This is a genomic window from Pseudarthrobacter adonitolis, from assembly GCF_055412845.1.
The window spans coordinates 30,004-47,867 of sequence record NZ_JBVAYW010000018.1 but is presented as its reverse complement, the minus strand read 5'-3'; the positions used below and the strand labels follow the sequence as shown (position 1 = coordinate 47,867).

The window sequence follows — 17,864 nt, the reverse complement described above, 5'->3', positions numbered from 1 at the left end:
CTCCTACTGCCGCGTCCGCGCGGGCGTGACCTGCGCCGGCTGGACCCGCCCGGCCTTGAGCCACCTGCCCGCCGACGGCACAGAAACCGCCACAAGGCCGAGGATCGCAAGGAGCAACTGGGCTCCCCAGAGCATCACCACGTAGCTGCCGGCGTCGCCGTCGGGGACCAGGAAAGCTGCGGCCACCACCATGACTACCACCTGCCCGGCCAGCAGCGGGATCATCAGCCAGCGGGACCAGCCGTGGCGCGCTGAGAAAATTGCCAGCGCCGCCGCTTCGAGCAGGATCACCAGCAGCAGGGCGCCGAGGCTGCCCCAGAAAACAATGGCCGCGGATGTGGTCACAGCGTCAGGTCCGCCGCCGGGGGACATCTGGTCCACCACAGTGCGGAGCCGCTCCAGGTGTGAGTCGCGGGTGAGGAAGGAGCCGATGAGTACGGCGAGGCCGGCAACGAAGCTGAGCAGCCAGAGTGTCCGCGCCAGGCGGACGCTCCGCGGTGTCGGCGGAATGACAAGGATGGGCGCCGGCGCGGCGTAGGACAGCCCGGGCCGCGGCGGCGGAGGGGGCGTGGCAGCCCCGGCGGGTGCAACTGGCTGTTGGGATTCTCCGTCGGGGTGCTGGGCCATGTTTCTCCTAGTTTACGTCGCCGGTATCGTGGGTGTCCGCGTCTCCCGTGCTGGCATCGCCGGCTTCGTCGTGGCCGATTGCACCCTTGCCCCGCGTACCGGTGCTGTCCGGCCCGGTGCCGGCCTGGCCGCCGTCGGCCTTTGCCTTCGCCTCAAGCTCATCCTTGAGCTTCTTGAGGCGGTCGGCTTCGGCCTTGTTCCGGCGGCGCCGTTCCAGGTTGCGGAGGAAATCGGGATCGTCGTCCGGCGAAGTGGGGTGGCTATATGCCGGGCGGACCGGGGCTGCGCCGCGGGGACGGCCGATCAGCAGCCACAGGATGGCACCGAGCACCGGCAGGACAATCATCACCACGATCCAGGCCGGCTTGGAAATTCCCCTGGTGAGGCGGCCGTCAGTGCGGATCACGTCCACCAGGCCGTACACAAAGATGACGAGAACTGCGACGGCGAGAACCACACGGAAGAGCATGCCATTAAGTCTATCGTCCGCAGGCCCCGGGCGTTCAGGCAGGGCGGCTAAACTTGGACAGTGGCTTTTTTGAAATACTCCCTGATCCGGCTGGCGCTGTTTGCGCCGCTCTTTGTGCTCTTTATGTTCCTGAAGCTGGGGGCGGTGCTGTCAGTCATCTGCGCAGCGCTGATCGCGTTTGCGGTCAGCTACCTTTTCTTCCAGAAACAGCGCGACGCCGCCGCTGCCGCCATTCACGGCCGGCTCTCCGGCAAGGCCAAGCCGCTGCGCAGTGAAAGCGAGGTGGCCGACGCCAACGCCGAGGACAGCCTCCTGGACGCCAACCCGGACATCACCATCCGCACGAGCGGCCCGAAGGCACCTGAAGCTGGAACACCGGCCCCGAGGGCACCCGACGCTTAGTCCCCGCCTCTGGATTCGGCCTAGAATCCGTGGCTGAGCACCAGTCCCAGTGAGAACAGCAGGCTGTAGCCGAGGTTGATCAGGCCGGTCTGCTTGAGCACGGGAATGAGGCTCTTGCGCTTGCGGCCGTTGATCATCAGCCAGGCGGGCATCAGGCAGGCCGGGATGAGCAGCAGCACCATCAGCATCCACGGCCGCCCGGGAGCGAGGATGACCACCAGCAGGATGGCCACGGCTAGCATCAGCACGTAGCTTTCGCGGGCGTGTTTGTCGCCCAGGCGCACGGCCAGGGTCTTTTTCCCGGCCTGGATGTCGGTGGGGATGTCGCGGACGTTGTTGGCCATCAGCAGGGCGCAGGCAATCAAGCCGGTGCCGATCGCGCCGATTACGGCCGGCAGGTTGACCTGGCCGGCCTGGGTGTAGGTGGTGCCTAGGGTTGCCACCAGGCCGAAGAAGACAAACACAAAGACGTCGCCCAGGCCCATGTAGCCGTAGGGGTTCTTGCCGCCGGTGTAGCCCCAGGCGGCCATCACGCAGCCGATTCCGACCAGGATCAGCCACCAGCTCTGGGTGATCACCACCAACGCCAGGCCGAACAGCATGGCCACAGCGAAGGCGCCGAACGCTGCATATTTGACGTGTTCCGGCTGGGCAGCGCCGGAGCCCACCAGCCGCAGCGGTCCCACCCGGTCCTCGTCGGTGCCGCGGACGCCGTCGGAGTAGTCATTGGCGTAGTTCACGCCGATCTGCAGCAGCAGCGCCACCAGGGCGGCCAGCACAGCATTAACGGGGCGGAACGAATCCAGCTCGTAGGCCGCGGCGGTGCCGATCAGTACCGGGGCGATGGCCGCCGGCAAAGTGCGGAGGCGGGCGCCTTGGATCCATTGTGCGGCTGTGGCCACGGTCAGTACCTCGTGTTGGGTCGGGAGAACGATGAATCGGTGGTGGCGGCCGCAAAACGGGCCGCCGGTGCAGCTCTACTCTACTTTCCCTGATGCAGCGCGGTGAGCCGTCCGATCATCGCCAGGCGGTCCGGCTTGCCGTTGGGAAGCATCAGCAGTTCCTGGCCGGCCAGCACGGTTTTCGGCGCCAGGATGCCCAGCCGCCGGTGCCATTCCTGTTTAAGGACGACGGCGTGATCTCCGGCGGGGGTGCCCGCGGCACCTGATTCCGCTGCAGCGCCGTCGAGCGCAACATAGGCCGCCACGGCCTGGCCCCATTCCGCGGACCTGACGCCCGCCACAAAAGCCGCCGCGACGCCGTCGGACTTCTCCAGCTCTTCCTGCACATGCGCGGCGGAGACCTTAACGCCGCCGGTGATGATGACGTCGTCGGCGCGGCCCAGCACGGTGAGCCGGCCGTCCGCGTCCAGCGTGCCGAGGTCATTGGTGCGGTACCAGCGAACGCCGTGCTCCTCGAAAAAGGTGTCCGTGGCTTCCGGCGCGTCCAAGTAACCGGCGGCCACGGTATCGCCGCCCAGCAGGATACGGCCGTCCTTCGCTACCCGGACCTGGACGCCTTCCAGGGGCACGCCGTCGTACACGCAGCCGCCGCAGGTTTCGGCGGACCCGTACGTGGTGACCACCCTGACGCCGGCCTCGCGGGCCGCGTCCAGCAGCCCTGCCGACGCCGGTGCGCCGCCCAGCAGGATGCCGTTGAACCGTCGCAGGACGGCCAGGGTCTCCGGCGACGGCGCCTCCAGGAGGCGTTGGAGTTGTGTGGGCACCAGCGACGTGAAGCGGAACTTGTCGGTCAGCTCCAGGGCGCCGGCCGTGAAGGCCTCGGGGGTGAATCCGCCGGACAGGTCCATGACCCACGGGCGGGTGCCGGCGAACAGCGACCGCACCAGGACCTGTACGCCGGCCACGTACTGCACGGGTAGCGCCAGAAACCACTGGCCCTCGCCTTTGAGCGCCAGTGCGGTGGCCATGGATGAGGCCGCCAGCGCCTCGACGGTCAGGATGGTGGCCTTCGGCGCGCCCGTCGAGCCGGACGTGCGGACCACGGCCACGGCGTCATCGCAGCCGGGCGTCTCAGTGTGTCCCACCACCAGTTCGCCGTCGGGGCCCACGGAAAGTTCGACGGCGGGTCCCTCGCCGTGGAGGGCGGCGGCCAGGGCTTTGAGCGCCGGGTCGATGTCCGTGGGACCGGTGGTCTGGCGTCCGAGATTCATGTGCCGTCCTGCCTTTGAAGTCAGCCTGGGCCTGGAGGCGGTCCGGCTTGGAAGTGTGCCTAGAAGTAGTGCGGGAAGCGGGACCAGTCCGGGTCCCGTTTCTCCAGGAAGGCTTCCTTCCCTTCCACCGCCTCGTCCGTCATGTAGGCCAGGCGCGTGGCTTCGCCGGCGAAGACCTGCTGGCCGGCCAGGCCGTCGTCGGCAAGGTTGAACGCGAATTTCAGCATGCGGATGGCCTGCGGTGACTGCCGGGCGATGTCCGCGGCGTATTCCAGGGCCACATCTTCGAGGCGCTCGTGGTCCACGGCCTCGTTGACGGCGCCCATGCGGACCATGTCGTCCGCGGAGTACTCGCGGGCCAGGAAGAAGATTTCGCGGGCGGCCTTCTGGCCGATCTGGCGGGCCAGCAGCGCAGAGCCGTAACCGGCGTCGAAACTTCCCACGGTGGCGTCCGTCTGCTTGAACTTGCCGTGCTGGCGGGAGGCGATGGTGAGGTCCGAGACCACGTGCAGGGAGTGCCCGCCGCCGGCGGCCCAGCCGTTCACAACGGCGATGACCACCTTGGGCATGGTTCGCATGAGCCGCTGGACCTCGAGGATGTGGAGGCGGCCGGCACGGGCGGGGTCGATGGTTTCCTGGGTTTCGCCGTCGGCGTAGCGGTACCCGTCGCGGCCGCGGATGCGCTGGTCCCCGCCGGAGCAGAAGCTGTGTCCGCCGTCCTTGGGGGAGGGGCCGTTGCCGGTGAGCAGGACCGTGGCGACGTCCGGGGTCATGCGGGCGTGGTCCATGGCGCGGTAGAGCTCGTCCACGGTGCCGGGGCGGAAGGCGTTGCGGACTTCCGGGCGGTTGAAGGCGATGCGGACGGTGGGCAGGTCCCTGGTTATCGTGCCCTCGGCGTCACGGTCAACCTGCCGGTGGTACGTCATGTCCTGGAAGTCGTCAAAACCGGACACGGTGCGCCAGCGGGTGGGGTCAAAGACGTCGGACACGTTGGCGGGAATTTGATTGCTCACCGGACAAGTCTAGTAATCGGCTCAGCTGATGCAGAACTCGTTGCCCTCCGGATCGGCCATGGTGTGCCATTCGTGCGGGCCCTGGCCGGCGGTCCATAGGAAGCTGGCGCCGCGGGCTTCGAGTTCCTTTCGGACGTCATCCTTATCGCGGCCATCCAGCCGCACGTCCCAGTGGACACGGTTCTTGACGGTCTTTCCTTCCGGCGACGTCTGGAACAGGATGCGGCGGGCAGGTGCGGCTGCTTCGATTTCCTCCACCGGGCGGATGGCGGATCCGGTGCTCCACACCAGCTTGCCCCTGTGGACCAGCGTCTCGGCGTCCGTGGCGTAGCCGTGGCTGATCATGGAGCGGATGAAGCCCTCATCCTGGGGTTCCACCGCCCAGTCCAGGGTTTCCGCCCACCAGTCGGCGAGTTCATGCGGGTTCTTGCTGTCCACAACAATCTGGATGTTCAGTCCCATCCCACCAAAATACGTCGGCGGGTGGCTGCCGGGTAGGGGCGGTGTGTTCCTAGGGCTGGTGTCAGGCAGCCCAGCTGTTACGGCTGGACCTGCTGGAGCTGGTCGAAGAGCTCGGGCGGGATGGCGTAGATGAAGATGACCGCCAGCAGGTTCTTCGCCGCGTGCACAAAGTAGGAGAACATCAGGTTCTTCCCGGTCCACACGTAGACAAAGACCAGCGTGGCGCCCATGGCCAGGTAGGGGAGCAGCGCACTGAGTGTGATGGCCTCCTGGCCCGCGATGTGGATGCCGGCAAAGAGGACCACGGACAGGGCGCAGCACAGCCAGATGTTGAGCCGGCGGCTGAGCTTGCCGATCAGCAAATGCCGGAAAATATACTCCTCCACAAACGGGCCCACCACCACCAGGACGGGCACCATCAGCCAGGCGGGGACCTGCTGCATCAGCGCCTGCAGCCCGGCCTGGTTCGCGGAGGTCTGCACCCCGCCGCCGGCCGCCACCACGACGGCCGTGAGGATCATCATGGCCACCACCGCCGCGGGCATCATCAGCAGCGTGAACCACGGGCGGGTGGCCAGTACGCGCAGGTCCCGGGCCACCACCCGGCGGGCAGCGGCGAGCGCCAGGATCCCGATCGAGCCATAGAAGATGAGGTTCACTGCGTACGACGCGGCGGCGGGGCTGGGGGCAAGCTGGCGGACGAACGGGGCCAGCAGTTCCCCGGCCACGGCGAAGAGCCCGGCCGCGGCCACGTAGAGGCTGGCGGCGGTGAAATCAAGGGTGGAAAACCGGTACAGCTCAGGCTGCGGCGCGGGTGGTTTCCGGTGTGTGGGGGCCATACGTTCAGCCTAGCTCCACACTTCGCACCCGTTGCGCTATCACTTTTGGTCCCTAAACCGGGGGTAGAATATTCGGTATGCCTAACTTTTTGTTTCGGCGCGCCAAAGTAGCCGCCCGAACCTTCGCCCGGGGAACGGCGGCGTTCCGCGCTACCGGCGCCGCCGCCGTCGTCCTTCTGTCCCTCTCCCTTACCGCATGTGGGGGTGACGCGTTAGGCAACAGTGACAGTGACAAGCCTGTGGTCCTGACCACGTTCACGGTACTGGCCGACGTCGCCCGGAACGTTGCGGGGGACAAGCTCACTGTTGAGTCCATCACCAAGGCGGGCGCCGAAATCCACGGCTACGAACCTACTCCCGGCGATATCCGGAAGGCAGCCAAAGCGGACCTCATCCTGGACAACGGCCTGAACCTCGAAGCCTGGTTTGGGCAGTTCGTGGAGGGCCTGGACGTGCCACACGCCGTGGTGAGCGACGGTGTGGAGGTCATGTCCATCAGCGAGGACTCCTACCAGGGCAAGCCGAACCCGCATGCGTGGATGTCGCCCGTGAACGTGCAGATCTATGTGGACAACATGGTGAAGGCGTTCAGCGAGCTTGACCCTGGGAACGCCGCGGCTTTCAAGGCCAACGGTGACGCCTACAAGGCCGAACTGCAGGGTGTGCAGGACGAGATGAAAGCAAGCCTCGCCGGCCTCCCGGAGAACCAGCGCGCCCTGGTGACCTGCGAAGGCGCCTTCTCCTACCTTGCCCGCGACGCAGGGCTCAAAGAGGTCTACATCTGGGCGGTCAACGCCGAACAGCAGGCCACGCCGCAGCAGATCACCCGCGCCATCGAGTACGTCAAGGCCAACCAGGTTCCCGCCGTGTTCTGTGAATCCACGGTGTCCGACGCCCCCATGCAGCAGGTGGTGGGCGCCACCGGAGCCAAGTTCGGCGGCACACTTTACGTGGATTCGCTGTCCGAGGCTGACGGTCCCGTGCCCACCTACCTGGACCTGATCAGGCACGACGCCGACCTCATCACCAAGGCGCTGGCTGGCACGCCCGCCGGCGCCTCAGCAGGGTCCAAGCCATGAGCACCCCAGCCATCCTGGTTGAAAACGTCACCGTCCACTACGGCGAGGTCTTGGCGCTCGATTCCGCCTCGCTCACCGTGGACGCCGCCCGGATCTGCGGCCTGATCGGCATGAACGGGTCCGGTAAATCCACCCTTTTCAAGGTGATCATGGGAATGATCAAGCCCGACGCCGGCGGCGTGCTGATCGGCGGACAGTCACCCACCAGGGCGCGCAAGGAGGGCGGGATCGGCTACGTGCCGCAGAGCGAGGACGTTGACTGGCAGTTCCCGCTGTCCGTCCGCGATGTGGTGATGATGGGACGCTACGGGCACCAGGGCTTCACCCGGCGCCCTTCCAAGGTCGACCGCGCCGCCGTCGACCAGGCGCTGGACCGCGTGGAACTGGGCGAGTTTGCGGAGCGGCAGATCGGGCAGCTGTCCGGCGGGCAGAAAAAGCGCGCTTTTGTGGCCCGCGGCATCGCCCAGGGCGCCACCATGATGCTCCTGGATGAACCGTTCGCCGGCGTGGACAAGCGCTCCGAGGCCACCATCACCCGGCTGCTGCGCGAGCTCGCCTCCGACGGCTGCACCATCCTGATCTCCACCCACGACCTGCACGCCCTGCCCGAACTGTGCGACGAAGCCGTGCTCCTCATGCGCCGGGTCCTGATGCACGGCGCTCCGGAACTGGTGCTGCAGCCGGAGAACCTGGCCATGGCGTTCGGCTTGGATGTGCTGAACCGCGACCTCCCGGAACGAGCCGCCCCCGCCGTCACGGCCGCCGGCGTCCATCCCGCCGGCACCGAGAGCAGGGGCTGACCCATGGAACTCCTCGACGTCCTGCTCGAACCGCTCAGCTACGACTTTATGGTCCGCGCCATCATCACCACCGCGCTCGCCGCCGTCGTCTGTGCCGTTCTCAGCTGCTGGCTGGTGCTGATCGGCTGGTCCCTGATGGGCGACGCCGTCTCCCACGCCGTCCTGCCCGGCGTTGTGCTGGCCTACATTGTTGGCGCCCCGTTTGCGCTGGGTGCACTGGTGTTCGCGCTGATCGCCGTGACCCTGATCGGCGTGGTCCGCAACACCAGTCGGGTGAAGGAGGACGCCGCCATCGGCATTGTGTTCACCTCGCTGTTTGCCCTTGGCCTGGTGCTCATCTCCGTCACGCCCAGCCAGACTGACCTGAACCACATCATCTTCGGCAACCTCCTGGGCGTCAGCATCCCGGACCTGATCCAGGTGCTGGTCCTCGGCGTCGTCGCCTTCGTCATCCTGATCCTGAAGCGCCGCGACTTGACCCTCTACGCGTTTGATCCCACGCACGCCCACGCGATCGGGCTCTCACCGAAACGGCTGGGGGCGCTGCTCCTGGGGCTGCTGGCGCTGACGTCGGTGGTGGCGCTGCAGACCGTGGGTGTGGTGCTGGTGGTGGCCATGCTTATTATCCCTGGCGCCACGGCCTACCTGCTCACGGACCGCTTCAACCGGATGCTGGTGATCGCCCCGGTGGTCTCGGCCGTGTGCTCCATCGCCGGCATTTACTTCAGCTACTACTTGGACACGGCTTCGGGCGCCATGGTGGTGCTTACGCAGGGCGTGGTGTTCGCCGCCGTCTACCTGTTCAGCCCCCGGCAGGGACTGATCGGCACCCGGCTGGCGAAGGCCCGCCGCAGGAAGGCCGCCGCCCTTCTGGTTGCGTAGAGAACGTACGACGGCGGTGCGGGCGCGGGGCGTTTTGCCCCAGGGCCGCGCTGGCTGGCGAGGCCGTCAGTTGGCGCTAGGCCCGGCCGGACTTGCGGTTGTACAGCCACAGCGCCCACCAGCAGCATTGCGGCCATGGTTTGGATGAGGCTGCCCAGGACGTGGCTTGTGAGCACTGCGCCCTCGGAGATCGCCATTGTACGGAAGCGTGCAACGATGCCCTCCGTCATGTCCGTGGACACCGAGATCGCGGTACCCGTCGCACCGCCGGTGAGAGTCAGCATCAGGACGCCTGGGACGATGTAGGCCAGGTAGTCATCCCGCGTGCCGCCCAAACCCGAGCCCAGGGTCCCGCCCAGGACGTAGACGAAGAGCAGCAGGAAAACGATGGGTGTCCCTGCAACGAACAGCGGGATCGAGGGATACCGCTGCACGTGCTTGAGGTTCCGGCGCAGCATGGTGGTCGCGTCGGCCGCCGCATAGCTGAAGGACGTCCTTCAACGACCGGACGCCGTCGTCACCGGCGACGTCCAGGGTCAGGGAATCGTCGTCGCGGGCTTCTGCGTCGAGTAGGACGGCGGCCCGTTCCAAGGCGTCCAGGTCGCCGAAGGTGAGGCGGATGTGCCCGCCGGGGACCAGCCGCTTCAGCTCGGCCGGAGTGCCTCCGGCGACGATCCTGCCTTGGTCCAGCACCGCGATCCTGTCCGCCAGCTGGTCGGCCTCGTCCAGGTACTGGGTGGTGAGGAAAATGGTGACGCCACGGGCAACCAGGCTACGGATGATCTCCCACATGGTGCGGCGTCTGACCTCGGCTGCAGGGTGCTGCCGGAGCCTGCCCATCAACGCTAGGTTCTCCTCGCCCGTCAGCAGGCTGTCCACGGCCGAGAACTGCCCGGTCAGCCCGATCTTGCCCCGCACCTCATCGGCTGGCGTACGACGTCGAAACCTCCCACCGCGATCTCCCCGCCGTCGGCGCGGATCAGGGTGGAGAGGATGTGGACGATGGTGGTCTTGCCGGCTCCGTTGGGGCCCAGGAGGGCAAAAACGGTTCCGGTCGGCACCGTGAGGTCGACGCCGTCGAGGACTTCTTTGCTGCCGTATGCCTTGCGCAGCCCGGCCACGGTGATGGCCGCTTGGGTGCTTGGCATGACTTTTCCTTTGCTTGGTTCTTTCCTGGTGTGGTCTATTACCTGGTGGGAACGGGGGAGCGCCGCACGGTGATGTCGCCGTAGGCGCTGCGGGCGCGGATCTCCACTTTGGCATCCGTCCCGCCTGGCCCGGTGGTGGCGTCGAGTCCGTTGCGGACGCGCCCGTACTTGGTGCTGAGGTCCAGCCACGCGGCGCTGCCTTCGCGGACGCCGATGGCCAACGAACCCGCGGCGGTCTGGAGGGTGAGGGTTCCGCGGGCCACCTCGCCGACGGTGATGTCGCCGTTGGAGGCCTTGATGGTGGTGGTGTCGCCGGCCCGTTCAAGGGCGACGTCCCCGTTGGCGGCACTGACCTTGAGTTCACCGGCGGCATCCACGATGTACGTGCTGCCGTTGCCGTTCTTGACGCTGGCGGTCCCGTCGATTTCCCGGATACGGATCTTGCCCGAGCCGGTCTTGATTTCGGCCCGCCCCGCGACGCGTTCCACGGTCACATCACCCATGCCCGTGTGGACCCGGAGTTCCGTGCAGTGATCGAGGTGGACGTGGCCCATTTCCGTCTTCAGTTCGGCGGAGCTGTATTCGCCCTCGCAGCGGAGGTCGCCCATTCCGGACTTCAACTCCAGGCTGCAGCCGATGGGCACGTCAACGGTGATGTCCACGGCGCCGCCGTCGCCGAACCAGCTGTGGCGGCGCTGGGGACGCAGCCTTACCTGCAGGCGCCCATCCGGATAGTCCACGGTGGTCAGCTCGGCCACCTTGATGTCCAGGGCCCGGGTTGCATCGCGGGGCCGGACGTTCACCACGGTGTCGGTGCGGTTGCCGGCGACAATCAGAATGTCGGCACGGACGGACACGTCCACCACGACGGCGATTGGTTGGGGGGTCTCGAAGGTTGTCATCAGCGTGCCCATCCTGTGAAGTTCTGCTCGCCCGGATCGCGGCGAATGGTCCGTTGGATGGATTGGCTGCCGTTCAGGGCGTCCGCGACGGCCCGGATCAGCCATGCGTTTACGGACAGGCCTTCAAGGCCGGCGGCCTCTTCGACCTGCTGCTTGAGATGATCCGGAAGCCGGAGCGTCGTGCGGGAGGTGCTGGCGCCGTCGAACTCTTCCGTGGCCTGCCGCGCCGGCCGGGTGGGCCGTTCAGTCACTGCTTCGAAGTCGCTGGCGGCGGGCGGGCTGGTGACTACAAACTCCGGATCGCGCCCCCGGAGCCGTACCTCCACCGACGCCGGGGCCAGCTCGAGGGTGATCTCGCTGGCGGCGTCGGAGAGGGCTTCGAGGAGGACGAACCGGACGGTGGACTCAAGCGCGGCAGTGAGGCGTTCGCTGAGTTCCCGGGCTTCACGGCCACCGGCTTTGGCGGCGACGCCCAGCTGATGCTGGACGGCTGCTACGTATTGGTTGAGTTGCATGACGCCATTTTGACGTCACGCTATTGTCACGTCACTGGTGGTGTCCCGGCTTGACGCTGCGGCTTCCGGCGGGCAGGCTGGAGCGATGAAGTCCTGAGCAGCAGCCCGGCAATGCCGGACTGTTTCCCCGAATCCAGGGCCGCCGTCGAGCACCAGTTCCGGCGGCCACACTGCGGAATCTTGCGAGGACTTGTCTTGACTGAACACCTGAACCTTTCCGGCGTCTCCCACGGCTACGGCGACCGGCAACTGCTCGATGGAATCGGCCTGGTCATCACGGCCGGCGAGCACGTTGCCATCGTCGGCGAAAACGGCGCCGGCAAATCCACGCTGCTCCGGATCCTGGCCGGGCTGGAGGCGCCAGACGAAGGAGCCGCGATCAGCCACGGCCGCGTTGGCTACCTTGCCCAGACGCACGGCCTGCCGGAATCCTTCACCGTGGGCGCCGCCGTCGACGCTTCCCTGGCTTCGCTGCGCGCCCTCGAAGCCGAGCTTGACCGGCTGGAGGCCGGCCTCGCTGATGCCGAGGACGACGAGCTGGAAACCTACGGCCGGCTGCAGACCGAGTACCAGCTGCGCGAGGGCTACGCCGCGGAATCCCGTGTGGAGGCGGCCCTGGACCGGCTGGGCCTGGGCGGCCTGGACCGGAAACGGACGCTGGGATCGCTCTCCGGCGGCGAGCAGGAACGCGTGGCGCTGGCCTGTGTCCTTGCCGATCCGGCAGACATCCTGCTCCTGGACGAACCTACCAACCACCTCGACGCCCGCGGAACCGCCTGGCTGGAGGACCGGCTGGCCGCCCATCGCGGGACGGTGGTGGTGGTGTCCCACGACCGTGTGCTGCTGCGCAAGGTGGCCAGCACCGTGATTGAGGTTGATGCCGAGCGCCGGGCCGTGACCCGCTACGGCAACGGTTACGACGGCTACCTCCGCGAGAAGGCCGCCGAACGCCAGCGCTGGGTCCAGCAGTACCACGAGTGGATTGATGCGATGGACGCCGAGCAGCGGCAGGCGGACACCGTGGCCGGGAAAATGGGCTACGCCCGCAAGCGCGACAACGACAAGATGGGCTTCGACTTCAAAGCCGGCACCTGGCAGAAAGCGGCGAGCAGCAAGGTCCGCAATGCGCAGGAACGGCTCCGGCGGCTGGAAGCGAGCCCCATTGACCGCCCGCCGGTGCCCCTGCAGCTGGCGGCGGAGTTGGCCGTGGATCCCGAGACGGCGGACTCCGCGGCAACCGGGGACGACTCCCTCTTGGCGGCGTCGGCGGTCCTGGCGGCCCGCGGCGTCGCGGTTCCCGGCCGCCTGGGCGTCACTGATTTCTCGGCCCGCGCAGGCGAGAAGATCCTCATCACCGGCCCCAACGGCGCCGGAAAATCCACCCTGCTCTCCGTGCTGGCGGGAACCTTGGAGCCCGCCGAAGGACTCGTTCAGCGGCCTTCACGGATCGGCTACCTGCAGCAGGAACTCGAACTGCCGCAACGGCCTACCCTCCGTCTGCTGCCGGCCTTCGCGGCCGGCCTCGGCGGCAACATCGATGAGCACGCCGAGGCACTCCTGCGCCTGGGGTTGTTCCGCACCAGCGAGTTCCACGTCCCGGTGGGCAGCCTGTCCGCGGGCCAGCAGCGCAGGCTTGCCCTGGCCCGCCTGCTGCTGGGCGGCTACGGCACGCTGATTGTGGATGAACCCACCAACCACCTGGCTCCCGTGCTGGTGGAGCAGCTCGAGGAGGCGCTCGCCGGTTTCACCGGGACCCTGGTTATGGTCAGCCACGACCGTGCCCTCCGGGACTGGTTTGCCCGGTGTGCGAAGAAGAGCGACAACTCGCGCACGGACGAGGCTGGCCGCTGGATCCGGTACTCGATGGACAAGGGCGTGCTCGTCCCGGCCTGAAGCCCCGGTGTGCCGGGCCAGCCTGATGCCCCGCCTGACGCAGCCCCGGCTCGACGGAAATGCGTAACTATTTGGCTGCCCCGCGCCCAGGGATCCCTGGCTCCGGTCCGCCCGCGGTCCGCCCACCCGGCGGCGGCCCGGAAAACGGTAAGTTTTGCGTAAAAGGATCGTTACGCACCGACCGGCAGGCGGAAACGTCGGCGGCGAAAGATAGGCCCATGCCAGTCTTCCCGCCGGCCGAAAGGATCTGTCCGTGATCACCAAGAACCTTTTCCTGCTGATGCGGAACGGCGTGCCCATGCGCTATTTCCCCATCGGCGCGAAGATCGATGTCCACGTGCTGCTGCGCGTGGTGGAGGACATGGACGGCGGCAGGTGGTGATGTGCCCGCTGCACCAGCACACGTTCGACCTGGAAACGGGCTGCTCCAGCACCGGCGCCGAACCTCTGCGCACGTACAGCGTCCAAGAGGATGCTGAACAGAATATTGTTCTGAAATATCCCAAAATACGTGGCAATAGTTTGGCTTAACCCGGGCTTGGTGTAGCCCGCGTCACTTGCTGCGGTTCGCATCTTGTAAGATGGATAGGCCGCGCGAACCTTCGACGCCTGAGAGTTTTTGTCCACATAAGTACCCCAAATGCGGGATTATCCCGAATTATCTGGCCAAACACTCGGCGTTTCCGGTGCCGGTCATCCCCCGACCTCACAAGGAACTGTTGTGCCTCAAAGTACCCCCACAGAACTTCAGAGCCAGACGGCACCATCCGCCGCTGTCGACTCCACCCTCAGCGCCGAGGGCTATAAAAAATCCCTGACCGGCCGCCAGGTCACCATGATTGCCATGGGCGGCGCCATCGGCGTCGGCCTCTTTATGGGTGCCGGCGGACGCCTGGCCTCCACGGGCCCCGCGCTCATCTTCTCCTACGCCATTGCCGGCGTCATCGCCTATCTGCTGATGCGGGCGCTGGGCGAGCTGATCATGTACCGCCAGACGTCGGGCTCGTTCGTCAGCTACGCCGGCGAAATGTTCGGCAAGAAGGGCGCGTACCTCTCCGGCTGGATGTATTTCATCAACTGGGCAATGACCGGCATCGCCGAGCTCATCGCGATCGGACTGTACTTCCAGTTTTTCTTCCCCAACGTGCCCGTTGAACTGTCAGCCATCGCAGCGCTGCTGCTGCTCGTGGGCGTCAACCTCCTGAGCGTCAAGGCGTTCGGCGAATTCGAATTCTGGGCTTCCTGCCTCAAGGTCGGCGCCATCGTGATCTTCCTGGCCGTGGGCACCTTCATGGTGGTCACCAATGCGCAGGTGGGCGACGGCAACGCGTCGGTCAACAACCTCTTCGCGGCCGAAGGCGGAATGTTCCCCAAGGGTGCGCTGGTGATGATCCTGGTCCTGAACGCCGTGATCTTCGCCTACAACGGCATTGAACTGGTCGGCATCACGGCCGGTGAAATGCAGGACCCCGCCAAGGAAGTACCCAAAGCGATCCGCGCCGTCGTCTTCCGCATCGTGGTGTTCTACGTCGGTTCCGTGACCCTCCTCGCGATGCTGTTGCCCTCGGACCAGTACGTCGCCGGCACCTCGCCGTTCGTCACCGTGTTCGGCCAGATGGGCCTCGGCTGGATGGGCGACGTGATGAACATGATCGTCATCACCGCCGCGCTGTCCTCCTGCAACTCGGGCCTGTACTCGATCGGCCGGATCTTCCGGACCATGGCCAACAACGGACATGCTCCGCAGTGGCTGACCCGGATGTCCAAGAACCACGTGCCGTACGCCGCCATCCTGGCTATCGGTCTTGTCTACCTCGTCGGCATCCTGCTGAACATCTGGCTCGGCGGCTCCTACGCCTTCGACCTCGCGCTCAACTCCGCCTCGATCGGCGTAATCTTCACGTGGGGCGCCATCTTCGCCAGCCAGATCGCGCTGCGGAAGAAGAAGGGCAAGGTCTCCAGCCTGCCCGCGCCCGGCGGAACGTGGAGCAGCTGGGCCGGCCTGGTTGCCCTGCTGGCCATCACGGTGCTGATCGGCTTCGACACCATGACCAGCAAGACCGGCGAGGTCTTCCACCTTGGCCTCTGGACCCTGGCCACCATCCCGTTCTTCGCGCTGGTCCTGTGGCTGGGCTGGCAGAAGGTCAGGAATAACGCGCCCAAGAGCGAGCTCTTCTGCTAGGGCCCTTCGCCTCAGCAGTCGGACGCTAAGAAGTCCGACGTCGGCGGGTCACCCTTTCGGGGGCGGCCCGCCGTCGTCGTTTCTTCCGCTTTCCCCCGTCGATTGCTCCGAAACGGCCCCTATGGGGCCTCAAAAGGGCCGTTGCGGAGCAATCGATGGGGTGGGTGCTAGTTCTTCAGATGCCGGGCGAAGTGGTCATCGATCCGCTGCCAGGCTTCGGGGGCGGACGCCGGGTCCGGGCCGATGCCCATGACTCGCATCAGCGGCCGGAAAACTGCCGGGCCCAGGTCCGTTTCGTTGAGGAACGCGTGGCCGGCGGTGGGGAATTCCTTGACGCTGTTTTCGATGCCGAGGTTGTCCAGGGCGGTCTCGAGCTTGTCCGCCGCGCCCTTGAGGGCGATGTCCCGGCCGCCGAAGTTGGCCACGATGGGGCAGGCGCCGCGGAGGGTTTCCTCGAGATTGCCGGGCAGGCGGCCGTAGTTGACCGAGGCCGCGTCGAAACCGTCGCGGGCCACCAGCAGCGCGAATCCGCCGCCCATGCAGAACCCGATCACCCCGGTTTTGCCGGTGGACAGCGGCCAACTGGCCAGCCAGGTCCGGGCGGTAGCGAGGTCGGTGAACGCTCGGCCGCTTCCCTTGAGCATGCTCCGCATGGTGCTGGCCAGACAGCGGCGCGGGCCGCCGTCGCTGAACAGGTCCACCGCCAGCGTCAGGTACCCGGCGCGGGCCATCCGGTCCGCGTGACCGCGCACCAGGTCGTTCAGGCCGAAAGCCTCGTGGATCATCAGGACCGCGGGAAACGGGCCGGGTCCGGAGGGCGTGGCGAGATATCCGCCCAGCGAAGGCGAACCGCCGGAAACGGCGCTCTGGGCACTCAGGTCCACGTACGTCATGGGCCAAGGGTAGCCGCCGCCGTCGATCCTCTCCATCGGTTGCTCCCCACCGGCCCCGGAGCAACCGACGGGGTGGGCGGACACAAGAACGGCGGCGGATCCCCCATGGGAATCCGCCGCCGTTCGAACGTGGAAGGACTAGTCCTTCTTGAAGGTGTCCTTGACGTTTTCGCCGACCTTCTTGGCGTCAGCTTTGACCTGGTCCGCCTGGCCTTCGGCTTTAAGTTTGTCGTTGTCTGTGGCGTTGCCGGCCGTTTCCTTGGCCTTGCCGCCCAGGTGTTCTGCTTCGTTACTGATCTTGTCTCCGAGGCCCATGAGTCTGGCCGCCTTTCGTTTCCCGTTGATCAAACACTGCTTTTTCAGCCTACACAAAGCATGCTTACTATTTCAAGGAACCCCGGTATCAGGTGCCTGTCGAATGTCCGCGCCCCCGACTAGGCTCGATGCATGGAACACAGTACAAGCCTGACCCAGCACGTCCACGCCACGCCGGAAAAGGTCTGGGCGGTCATCTCGGACATCCCGGGTTCCGCCGCCACCCTGTCCGGCATCGACGCCGTGCAGATGCTCAGTGACGGGCCCTACGGCGAGGGGACGCGCTGGAAGGAAACGCGCACCATGATGGGCCGCTCGGAAGCGGTGGAGATGTGGGTGGCGCAGGCCGATCCTCCCCGCAGTACCACCGTCAAGGCCCTCCAGGGCGGCGCCGATTACACGTCGCGCTTCAGCCTGTCCGAGCGCGACGGCGGGACGGACCTGACGCTGACCTTCGGCGCCGACGTCGTCAAACCCGCGTTCTTCAGCAAGATCACCATGGCGCTGTTCGGCAAGGTGGGCATGAGCATGACGCGCAAGGCGCTCACCAAGGACCTGGCGGAAATCGCGGCCAAAGCGGAATCGCTCTAGTGGCGGCAAAGGCCCCCAAGGTAACGGCTCCCCGGCTCTCGCCGGTCAGCCTGGAGGATGTCACGGATGATCCCGCCCCGGACTTCCGGCGTGGTGAAAGGTACGACGGCGTCCGGTACAGCCGGGCGGCCGCCGACGGTCTCGAGCTGAGCGGCGCGGACTTCGCCGAGTGTGAGTTCCAGGGCGTCTCCTTCAATGACACCCAGCTCCGCGGGGCCACCTTCCGGGACTGCATCCTGTCCGAGGTGTACGCACCCGTGTTCCGGGCCGCCCGCTCCACGTGGCGGGACGTGCACCTGAACAATCCGCGGCTGGGCTCTGCTGAGCTGTATGAGACCGGCTGGCAGTCGGTCAGGATCGACGGCGGCAAGCTGGACTTCCTCAATCTGCGCGGGTCCAAGCTGACGGACGTCGTCATCAGCGACTGCATCATCAACGAACTGGACCTCGGTTCCGCCTCCGGGACGCGGGTGGCGCTGAAGAACTGCACCATCGGAACCCTGGATCTCACCGGCTCGCGGCTGAAGGACTTTGACCTTCGCGGCACGGACTTCCGGACCATCAGCGGCCTCGGGAGCCTGGCCGGCGTGGTGATCGACGACTATCAGCTGAGCCTGCTGGCGCCGCTCCTGGCCGGGCATCTCGGTGTCGTGGTCCTGTGAGTGTAGTCTTTACAGAA

Annotated in this window: 21 protein-coding genes and 1 pseudogene; 9 read left to right on the top strand and 13 right to left on the bottom strand. The window is 66.5% G+C overall.

Annotated features, from left to right (window positions below; genetic code table 11):
• Positions 1-3: 3 nt before the first annotated feature.
• Both ACZYZ4_RS15570 and ACZYZ4_RS15565 read right to left on the bottom strand, forming a co-directional pair.
• Positions 4-627, bottom strand: coding sequence for a hypothetical protein (locus ACZYZ4_RS15570; RefSeq protein ID WP_463862325.1), 624 nt, complete (start codon positions 625-627; stop codon positions 4-6).
• Between the two features lie 7 nt (positions 628-634).
• Positions 635-1,096: a PLD nuclease N-terminal domain-containing protein gene (locus ACZYZ4_RS15565; RefSeq protein WP_463862323.1), complete on the bottom strand. Its 462-nt coding sequence runs from the start codon at positions 1,094-1,096 to the stop codon at positions 635-637.
• Between the two features lie 60 nt (positions 1,097-1,156).
• On the opposite strand from ACZYZ4_RS15565, the gene ACZYZ4_RS15560 reads away from it, so the two are divergent.
• On the top strand, positions 1,157-1,498 hold the full coding sequence (locus ACZYZ4_RS15560; protein ID WP_463862321.1) for a DUF4229 domain-containing protein: 342 nt from the start codon (positions 1,157-1,159) through the stop codon (positions 1,496-1,498).
• Between the two features lie 20 nt (positions 1,499-1,518).
• Here ACZYZ4_RS15560 and ACZYZ4_RS15555 read toward each other — a convergent pair whose 3' ends face one another.
• The 5 genes from ACZYZ4_RS15555 to ACZYZ4_RS15535 all read right to left on the bottom strand — a co-directional run bounded on the left by ACZYZ4_RS15555 (position 1,519) and on the right by ACZYZ4_RS15535 (position 5,985).
• Positions 1,519-2,400 (bottom strand): 1,4-dihydroxy-2-naphthoate polyprenyltransferase, encoded by an 882-nt coding sequence (locus ACZYZ4_RS15555; RefSeq protein ID WP_463862320.1) that lies wholly within the window; start codon positions 2,398-2,400, stop codon positions 1,519-1,521.
• An 80-nt stretch (positions 2,401-2,480) separates the two neighbouring features.
• Positions 2,481-3,671 (bottom strand): AMP-binding protein, encoded by a 1,191-nt coding sequence (locus ACZYZ4_RS15550; RefSeq protein WP_463862319.1) that lies wholly within the window; start codon positions 3,669-3,671, stop codon positions 2,481-2,483.
• Between the two features lie 59 nt (positions 3,672-3,730).
• A complete protein-coding gene (locus ACZYZ4_RS15545; protein WP_463862317.1) occupies positions 3,731-4,684 on the bottom strand; it encodes a 1,4-dihydroxy-2-naphthoyl-CoA synthase in 954 nt (317 codons plus the stop codon).
• 21 nt (positions 4,685-4,705) lie between these two features.
• Positions 4,706-5,146 (bottom strand): VOC family protein, encoded by a 441-nt coding sequence (locus ACZYZ4_RS15540; protein ID WP_463862315.1) that lies wholly within the window; start codon positions 5,144-5,146, stop codon positions 4,706-4,708.
• Between the two features lie 77 nt (positions 5,147-5,223).
• On the bottom strand, positions 5,224-5,985 hold the full coding sequence (locus ACZYZ4_RS15535; RefSeq protein WP_463862313.1) for a CPBP family intramembrane glutamic endopeptidase: 762 nt from the start codon (positions 5,983-5,985) through the stop codon (positions 5,224-5,226).
• Between the two features lie 77 nt (positions 5,986-6,062).
• On the opposite strand from ACZYZ4_RS15535, the gene ACZYZ4_RS15530 reads away from it, so the two are divergent.
• The 3 genes from ACZYZ4_RS15530 to ACZYZ4_RS15520 are packed head-to-tail and all read left to right on the top strand — an operon-like array spanning position 6,063 to position 8,746.
• A complete protein-coding gene (locus tag ACZYZ4_RS15530; RefSeq protein WP_463862311.1) occupies positions 6,063-7,064 on the top strand; it encodes a metal ABC transporter substrate-binding protein in 1,002 nt (333 codons plus the stop codon).
• Entirely contained in the window at positions 7,061-7,864 is an 804-nt protein-coding gene (locus tag ACZYZ4_RS15525; protein WP_463862309.1) for a metal ABC transporter ATP-binding protein, read from the top strand. Before ACZYZ4_RS15530 ends, ACZYZ4_RS15525 begins: the two co-directional genes overlap by 4 nt.
• A gap of 3 nt (positions 7,865-7,867) precedes the next feature.
• Complete coding sequence (locus tag ACZYZ4_RS15520) at positions 7,868-8,746, top strand: metal ABC transporter permease (protein ID WP_463862307.1); 879 nt, start codon at positions 7,868-7,870, stop codon at positions 8,744-8,746.
• On the opposite strand, the gene ACZYZ4_RS15515 is transcribed toward ACZYZ4_RS15520, so the two are convergent.
• From ACZYZ4_RS15515 to ACZYZ4_RS15500, 4 genes and pseudogenes are all read right to left on the bottom strand, one after another.
• Positions 8,659-9,180: an ABC transporter permease gene (locus ACZYZ4_RS15515; RefSeq protein WP_463862305.1), complete on the bottom strand. Its 522-nt coding sequence runs from the start codon at positions 9,178-9,180 to the stop codon at positions 8,659-8,661. The genes ACZYZ4_RS15520 and ACZYZ4_RS15515 overlap by 88 nt on opposite strands.
• Positions 9,062-9,894: pseudogene (locus ACZYZ4_RS15510) on the bottom strand (ABC transporter ATP-binding protein). Before ACZYZ4_RS15510 ends, ACZYZ4_RS15515 begins: the two are co-directional and overlap by 119 nt.
• 38 nt (positions 9,895-9,932) lie before the next feature.
• Positions 9,933-10,796, bottom strand: coding sequence for a DUF4097 family beta strand repeat-containing protein (locus ACZYZ4_RS15505; protein ID WP_463862304.1), 864 nt, complete (start codon positions 10,794-10,796; stop codon positions 9,933-9,935).
• Positions 10,796-11,311 (bottom strand): histidine kinase, encoded by a 516-nt coding sequence (locus ACZYZ4_RS15500; RefSeq protein ID WP_463862302.1) that lies wholly within the window; start codon positions 11,309-11,311, stop codon positions 10,796-10,798. Before ACZYZ4_RS15500 ends, ACZYZ4_RS15505 begins: the two co-directional genes overlap by 1 nt.
• 195 nt (positions 11,312-11,506) lie before the next feature.
• Here ACZYZ4_RS15500 and ACZYZ4_RS15495 point away from each other — a divergent pair, with 195 nt between their 5' ends.
• The 3 genes from ACZYZ4_RS15495 to ACZYZ4_RS15485 all read left to right on the top strand — a co-directional run bounded on the left by ACZYZ4_RS15495 (position 11,507) and on the right by ACZYZ4_RS15485 (position 15,386).
• Positions 11,507-13,204 (top strand): ABC-F family ATP-binding cassette domain-containing protein, encoded by a 1,698-nt coding sequence (locus tag ACZYZ4_RS15495; protein WP_463862300.1) that lies wholly within the window; start codon positions 11,507-11,509, stop codon positions 13,202-13,204.
• 253 nt (positions 13,205-13,457) lie between these two features.
• Positions 13,458-13,586: a hypothetical protein gene (locus ACZYZ4_RS15490; protein ID WP_463862298.1), complete on the top strand. Its 129-nt coding sequence runs from the start codon at positions 13,458-13,460 to the stop codon at positions 13,584-13,586.
• Between the two features lie 339 nt (positions 13,587-13,925).
• A complete protein-coding gene (locus ACZYZ4_RS15485) occupies positions 13,926-15,386 on the top strand; it encodes an amino acid permease (protein ID WP_463862296.1) in 1,461 nt (486 codons plus the stop codon).
• Positions 15,387-15,553: 167 nt separating this feature from the next.
• On the opposite strand, the gene ACZYZ4_RS15480 is transcribed toward ACZYZ4_RS15485, so the two are convergent.
• Both ACZYZ4_RS15480 and ACZYZ4_RS15475 read right to left on the bottom strand, forming a co-directional pair.
• The gene (locus ACZYZ4_RS15480; protein WP_463862359.1) at positions 15,554-16,279 is read right to left on the bottom strand and encodes a dienelactone hydrolase family protein; all 726 of its coding nucleotides are present in this window, start codon (positions 16,277-16,279) and stop codon (positions 15,554-15,556) included.
• Between the two features lie 138 nt (positions 16,280-16,417).
• Positions 16,418-16,594 (bottom strand): CsbD family protein, encoded by a 177-nt coding sequence (locus ACZYZ4_RS15475; RefSeq protein ID WP_463862294.1) that lies wholly within the window; start codon positions 16,592-16,594, stop codon positions 16,418-16,420.
• A 132-nt stretch (positions 16,595-16,726) separates the two neighbouring features.
• Between ACZYZ4_RS15475 and ACZYZ4_RS15470 the strand changes: the two genes are divergently transcribed.
• Together ACZYZ4_RS15470 and ACZYZ4_RS15465 are read left to right on the top strand one after the other, a co-directional pair.
• Positions 16,727-17,185, top strand: coding sequence for an SRPBCC family protein (locus ACZYZ4_RS15470; RefSeq protein ID WP_463862292.1), 459 nt, complete (start codon positions 16,727-16,729; stop codon positions 17,183-17,185).
• Positions 17,185-17,847 (top strand): pentapeptide repeat-containing protein, encoded by a 663-nt coding sequence (locus ACZYZ4_RS15465; RefSeq protein WP_463862290.1) that lies wholly within the window; start codon positions 17,185-17,187, stop codon positions 17,845-17,847. The genes ACZYZ4_RS15470 and ACZYZ4_RS15465 overlap by 1 nt, the downstream gene beginning before the upstream one ends.
• Positions 17,848-17,864 lie beyond the last annotated feature (17 nt).

Excerpts from the sequence above, each read along its gene's own strand:
- ACZYZ4_RS15570 (WP_463862325.1), bottom strand. The coding sequence starts at position 627 with ATGGCCCAGCACCCCGACGGAGAATCCCAACAGCCAGTTGCACCCGCC.
- ACZYZ4_RS15565 (WP_463862323.1), bottom strand. The coding sequence starts at position 1,096 with ATGCTCTTCCGTGTGGTTCTCGCCGTCGCAGTTCTCGTCATCTTTGTG.
- ACZYZ4_RS15550 (WP_463862319.1), bottom strand. The coding sequence starts at position 3,671 with ATGAATCTCGGACGCCAGACCACCGGTCCCACGGACATCGACCCGGCG.
- ACZYZ4_RS15540 (WP_463862315.1), bottom strand. The coding sequence starts at position 5,146 with ATGGGACTGAACATCCAGATTGTTGTGGACAGCAAGAACCCGCATGAA.
- ACZYZ4_RS15535 (WP_463862313.1), bottom strand. The coding sequence starts at position 5,985 with ATGGCCCCCACACACCGGAAACCACCCGCGCCGCAGCCTGAGCTGTAC.
- ACZYZ4_RS15530 (WP_463862311.1), top strand. The coding sequence starts at position 6,063 with ATGCCTAACTTTTTGTTTCGGCGCGCCAAAGTAGCCGCCCGAACCTTC.
- ACZYZ4_RS15525 (WP_463862309.1), top strand. The coding sequence starts at position 7,061 with ATGAGCACCCCAGCCATCCTGGTTGAAAACGTCACCGTCCACTACGGC.
- ACZYZ4_RS15520 (WP_463862307.1), top strand. The coding sequence starts at position 7,868 with ATGGAACTCCTCGACGTCCTGCTCGAACCGCTCAGCTACGACTTTATG.
- ACZYZ4_RS15505 (WP_463862304.1), bottom strand. The coding sequence starts at position 10,796 with ATGACAACCTTCGAGACCCCCCAACCAATCGCCGTCGTGGTGGACGTG.
- ACZYZ4_RS15500 (WP_463862302.1), bottom strand. The coding sequence starts at position 11,311 with ATGCAACTCAACCAATACGTAGCAGCCGTCCAGCATCAGCTGGGCGTC.
- ACZYZ4_RS15480 (WP_463862359.1), bottom strand. The coding sequence starts at position 16,279 with ATGACGTACGTGGACCTGAGTGCCCAGAGCGCCGTTTCCGGCGGTTCG.
- ACZYZ4_RS15475 (WP_463862294.1), bottom strand. The coding sequence starts at position 16,594 with ATGGGCCTCGGAGACAAGATCAGTAACGAAGCAGAACACCTGGGCGGC.
- ACZYZ4_RS15470 (WP_463862292.1), top strand. The coding sequence starts at position 16,727 with ATGGAACACAGTACAAGCCTGACCCAGCACGTCCACGCCACGCCGGAA.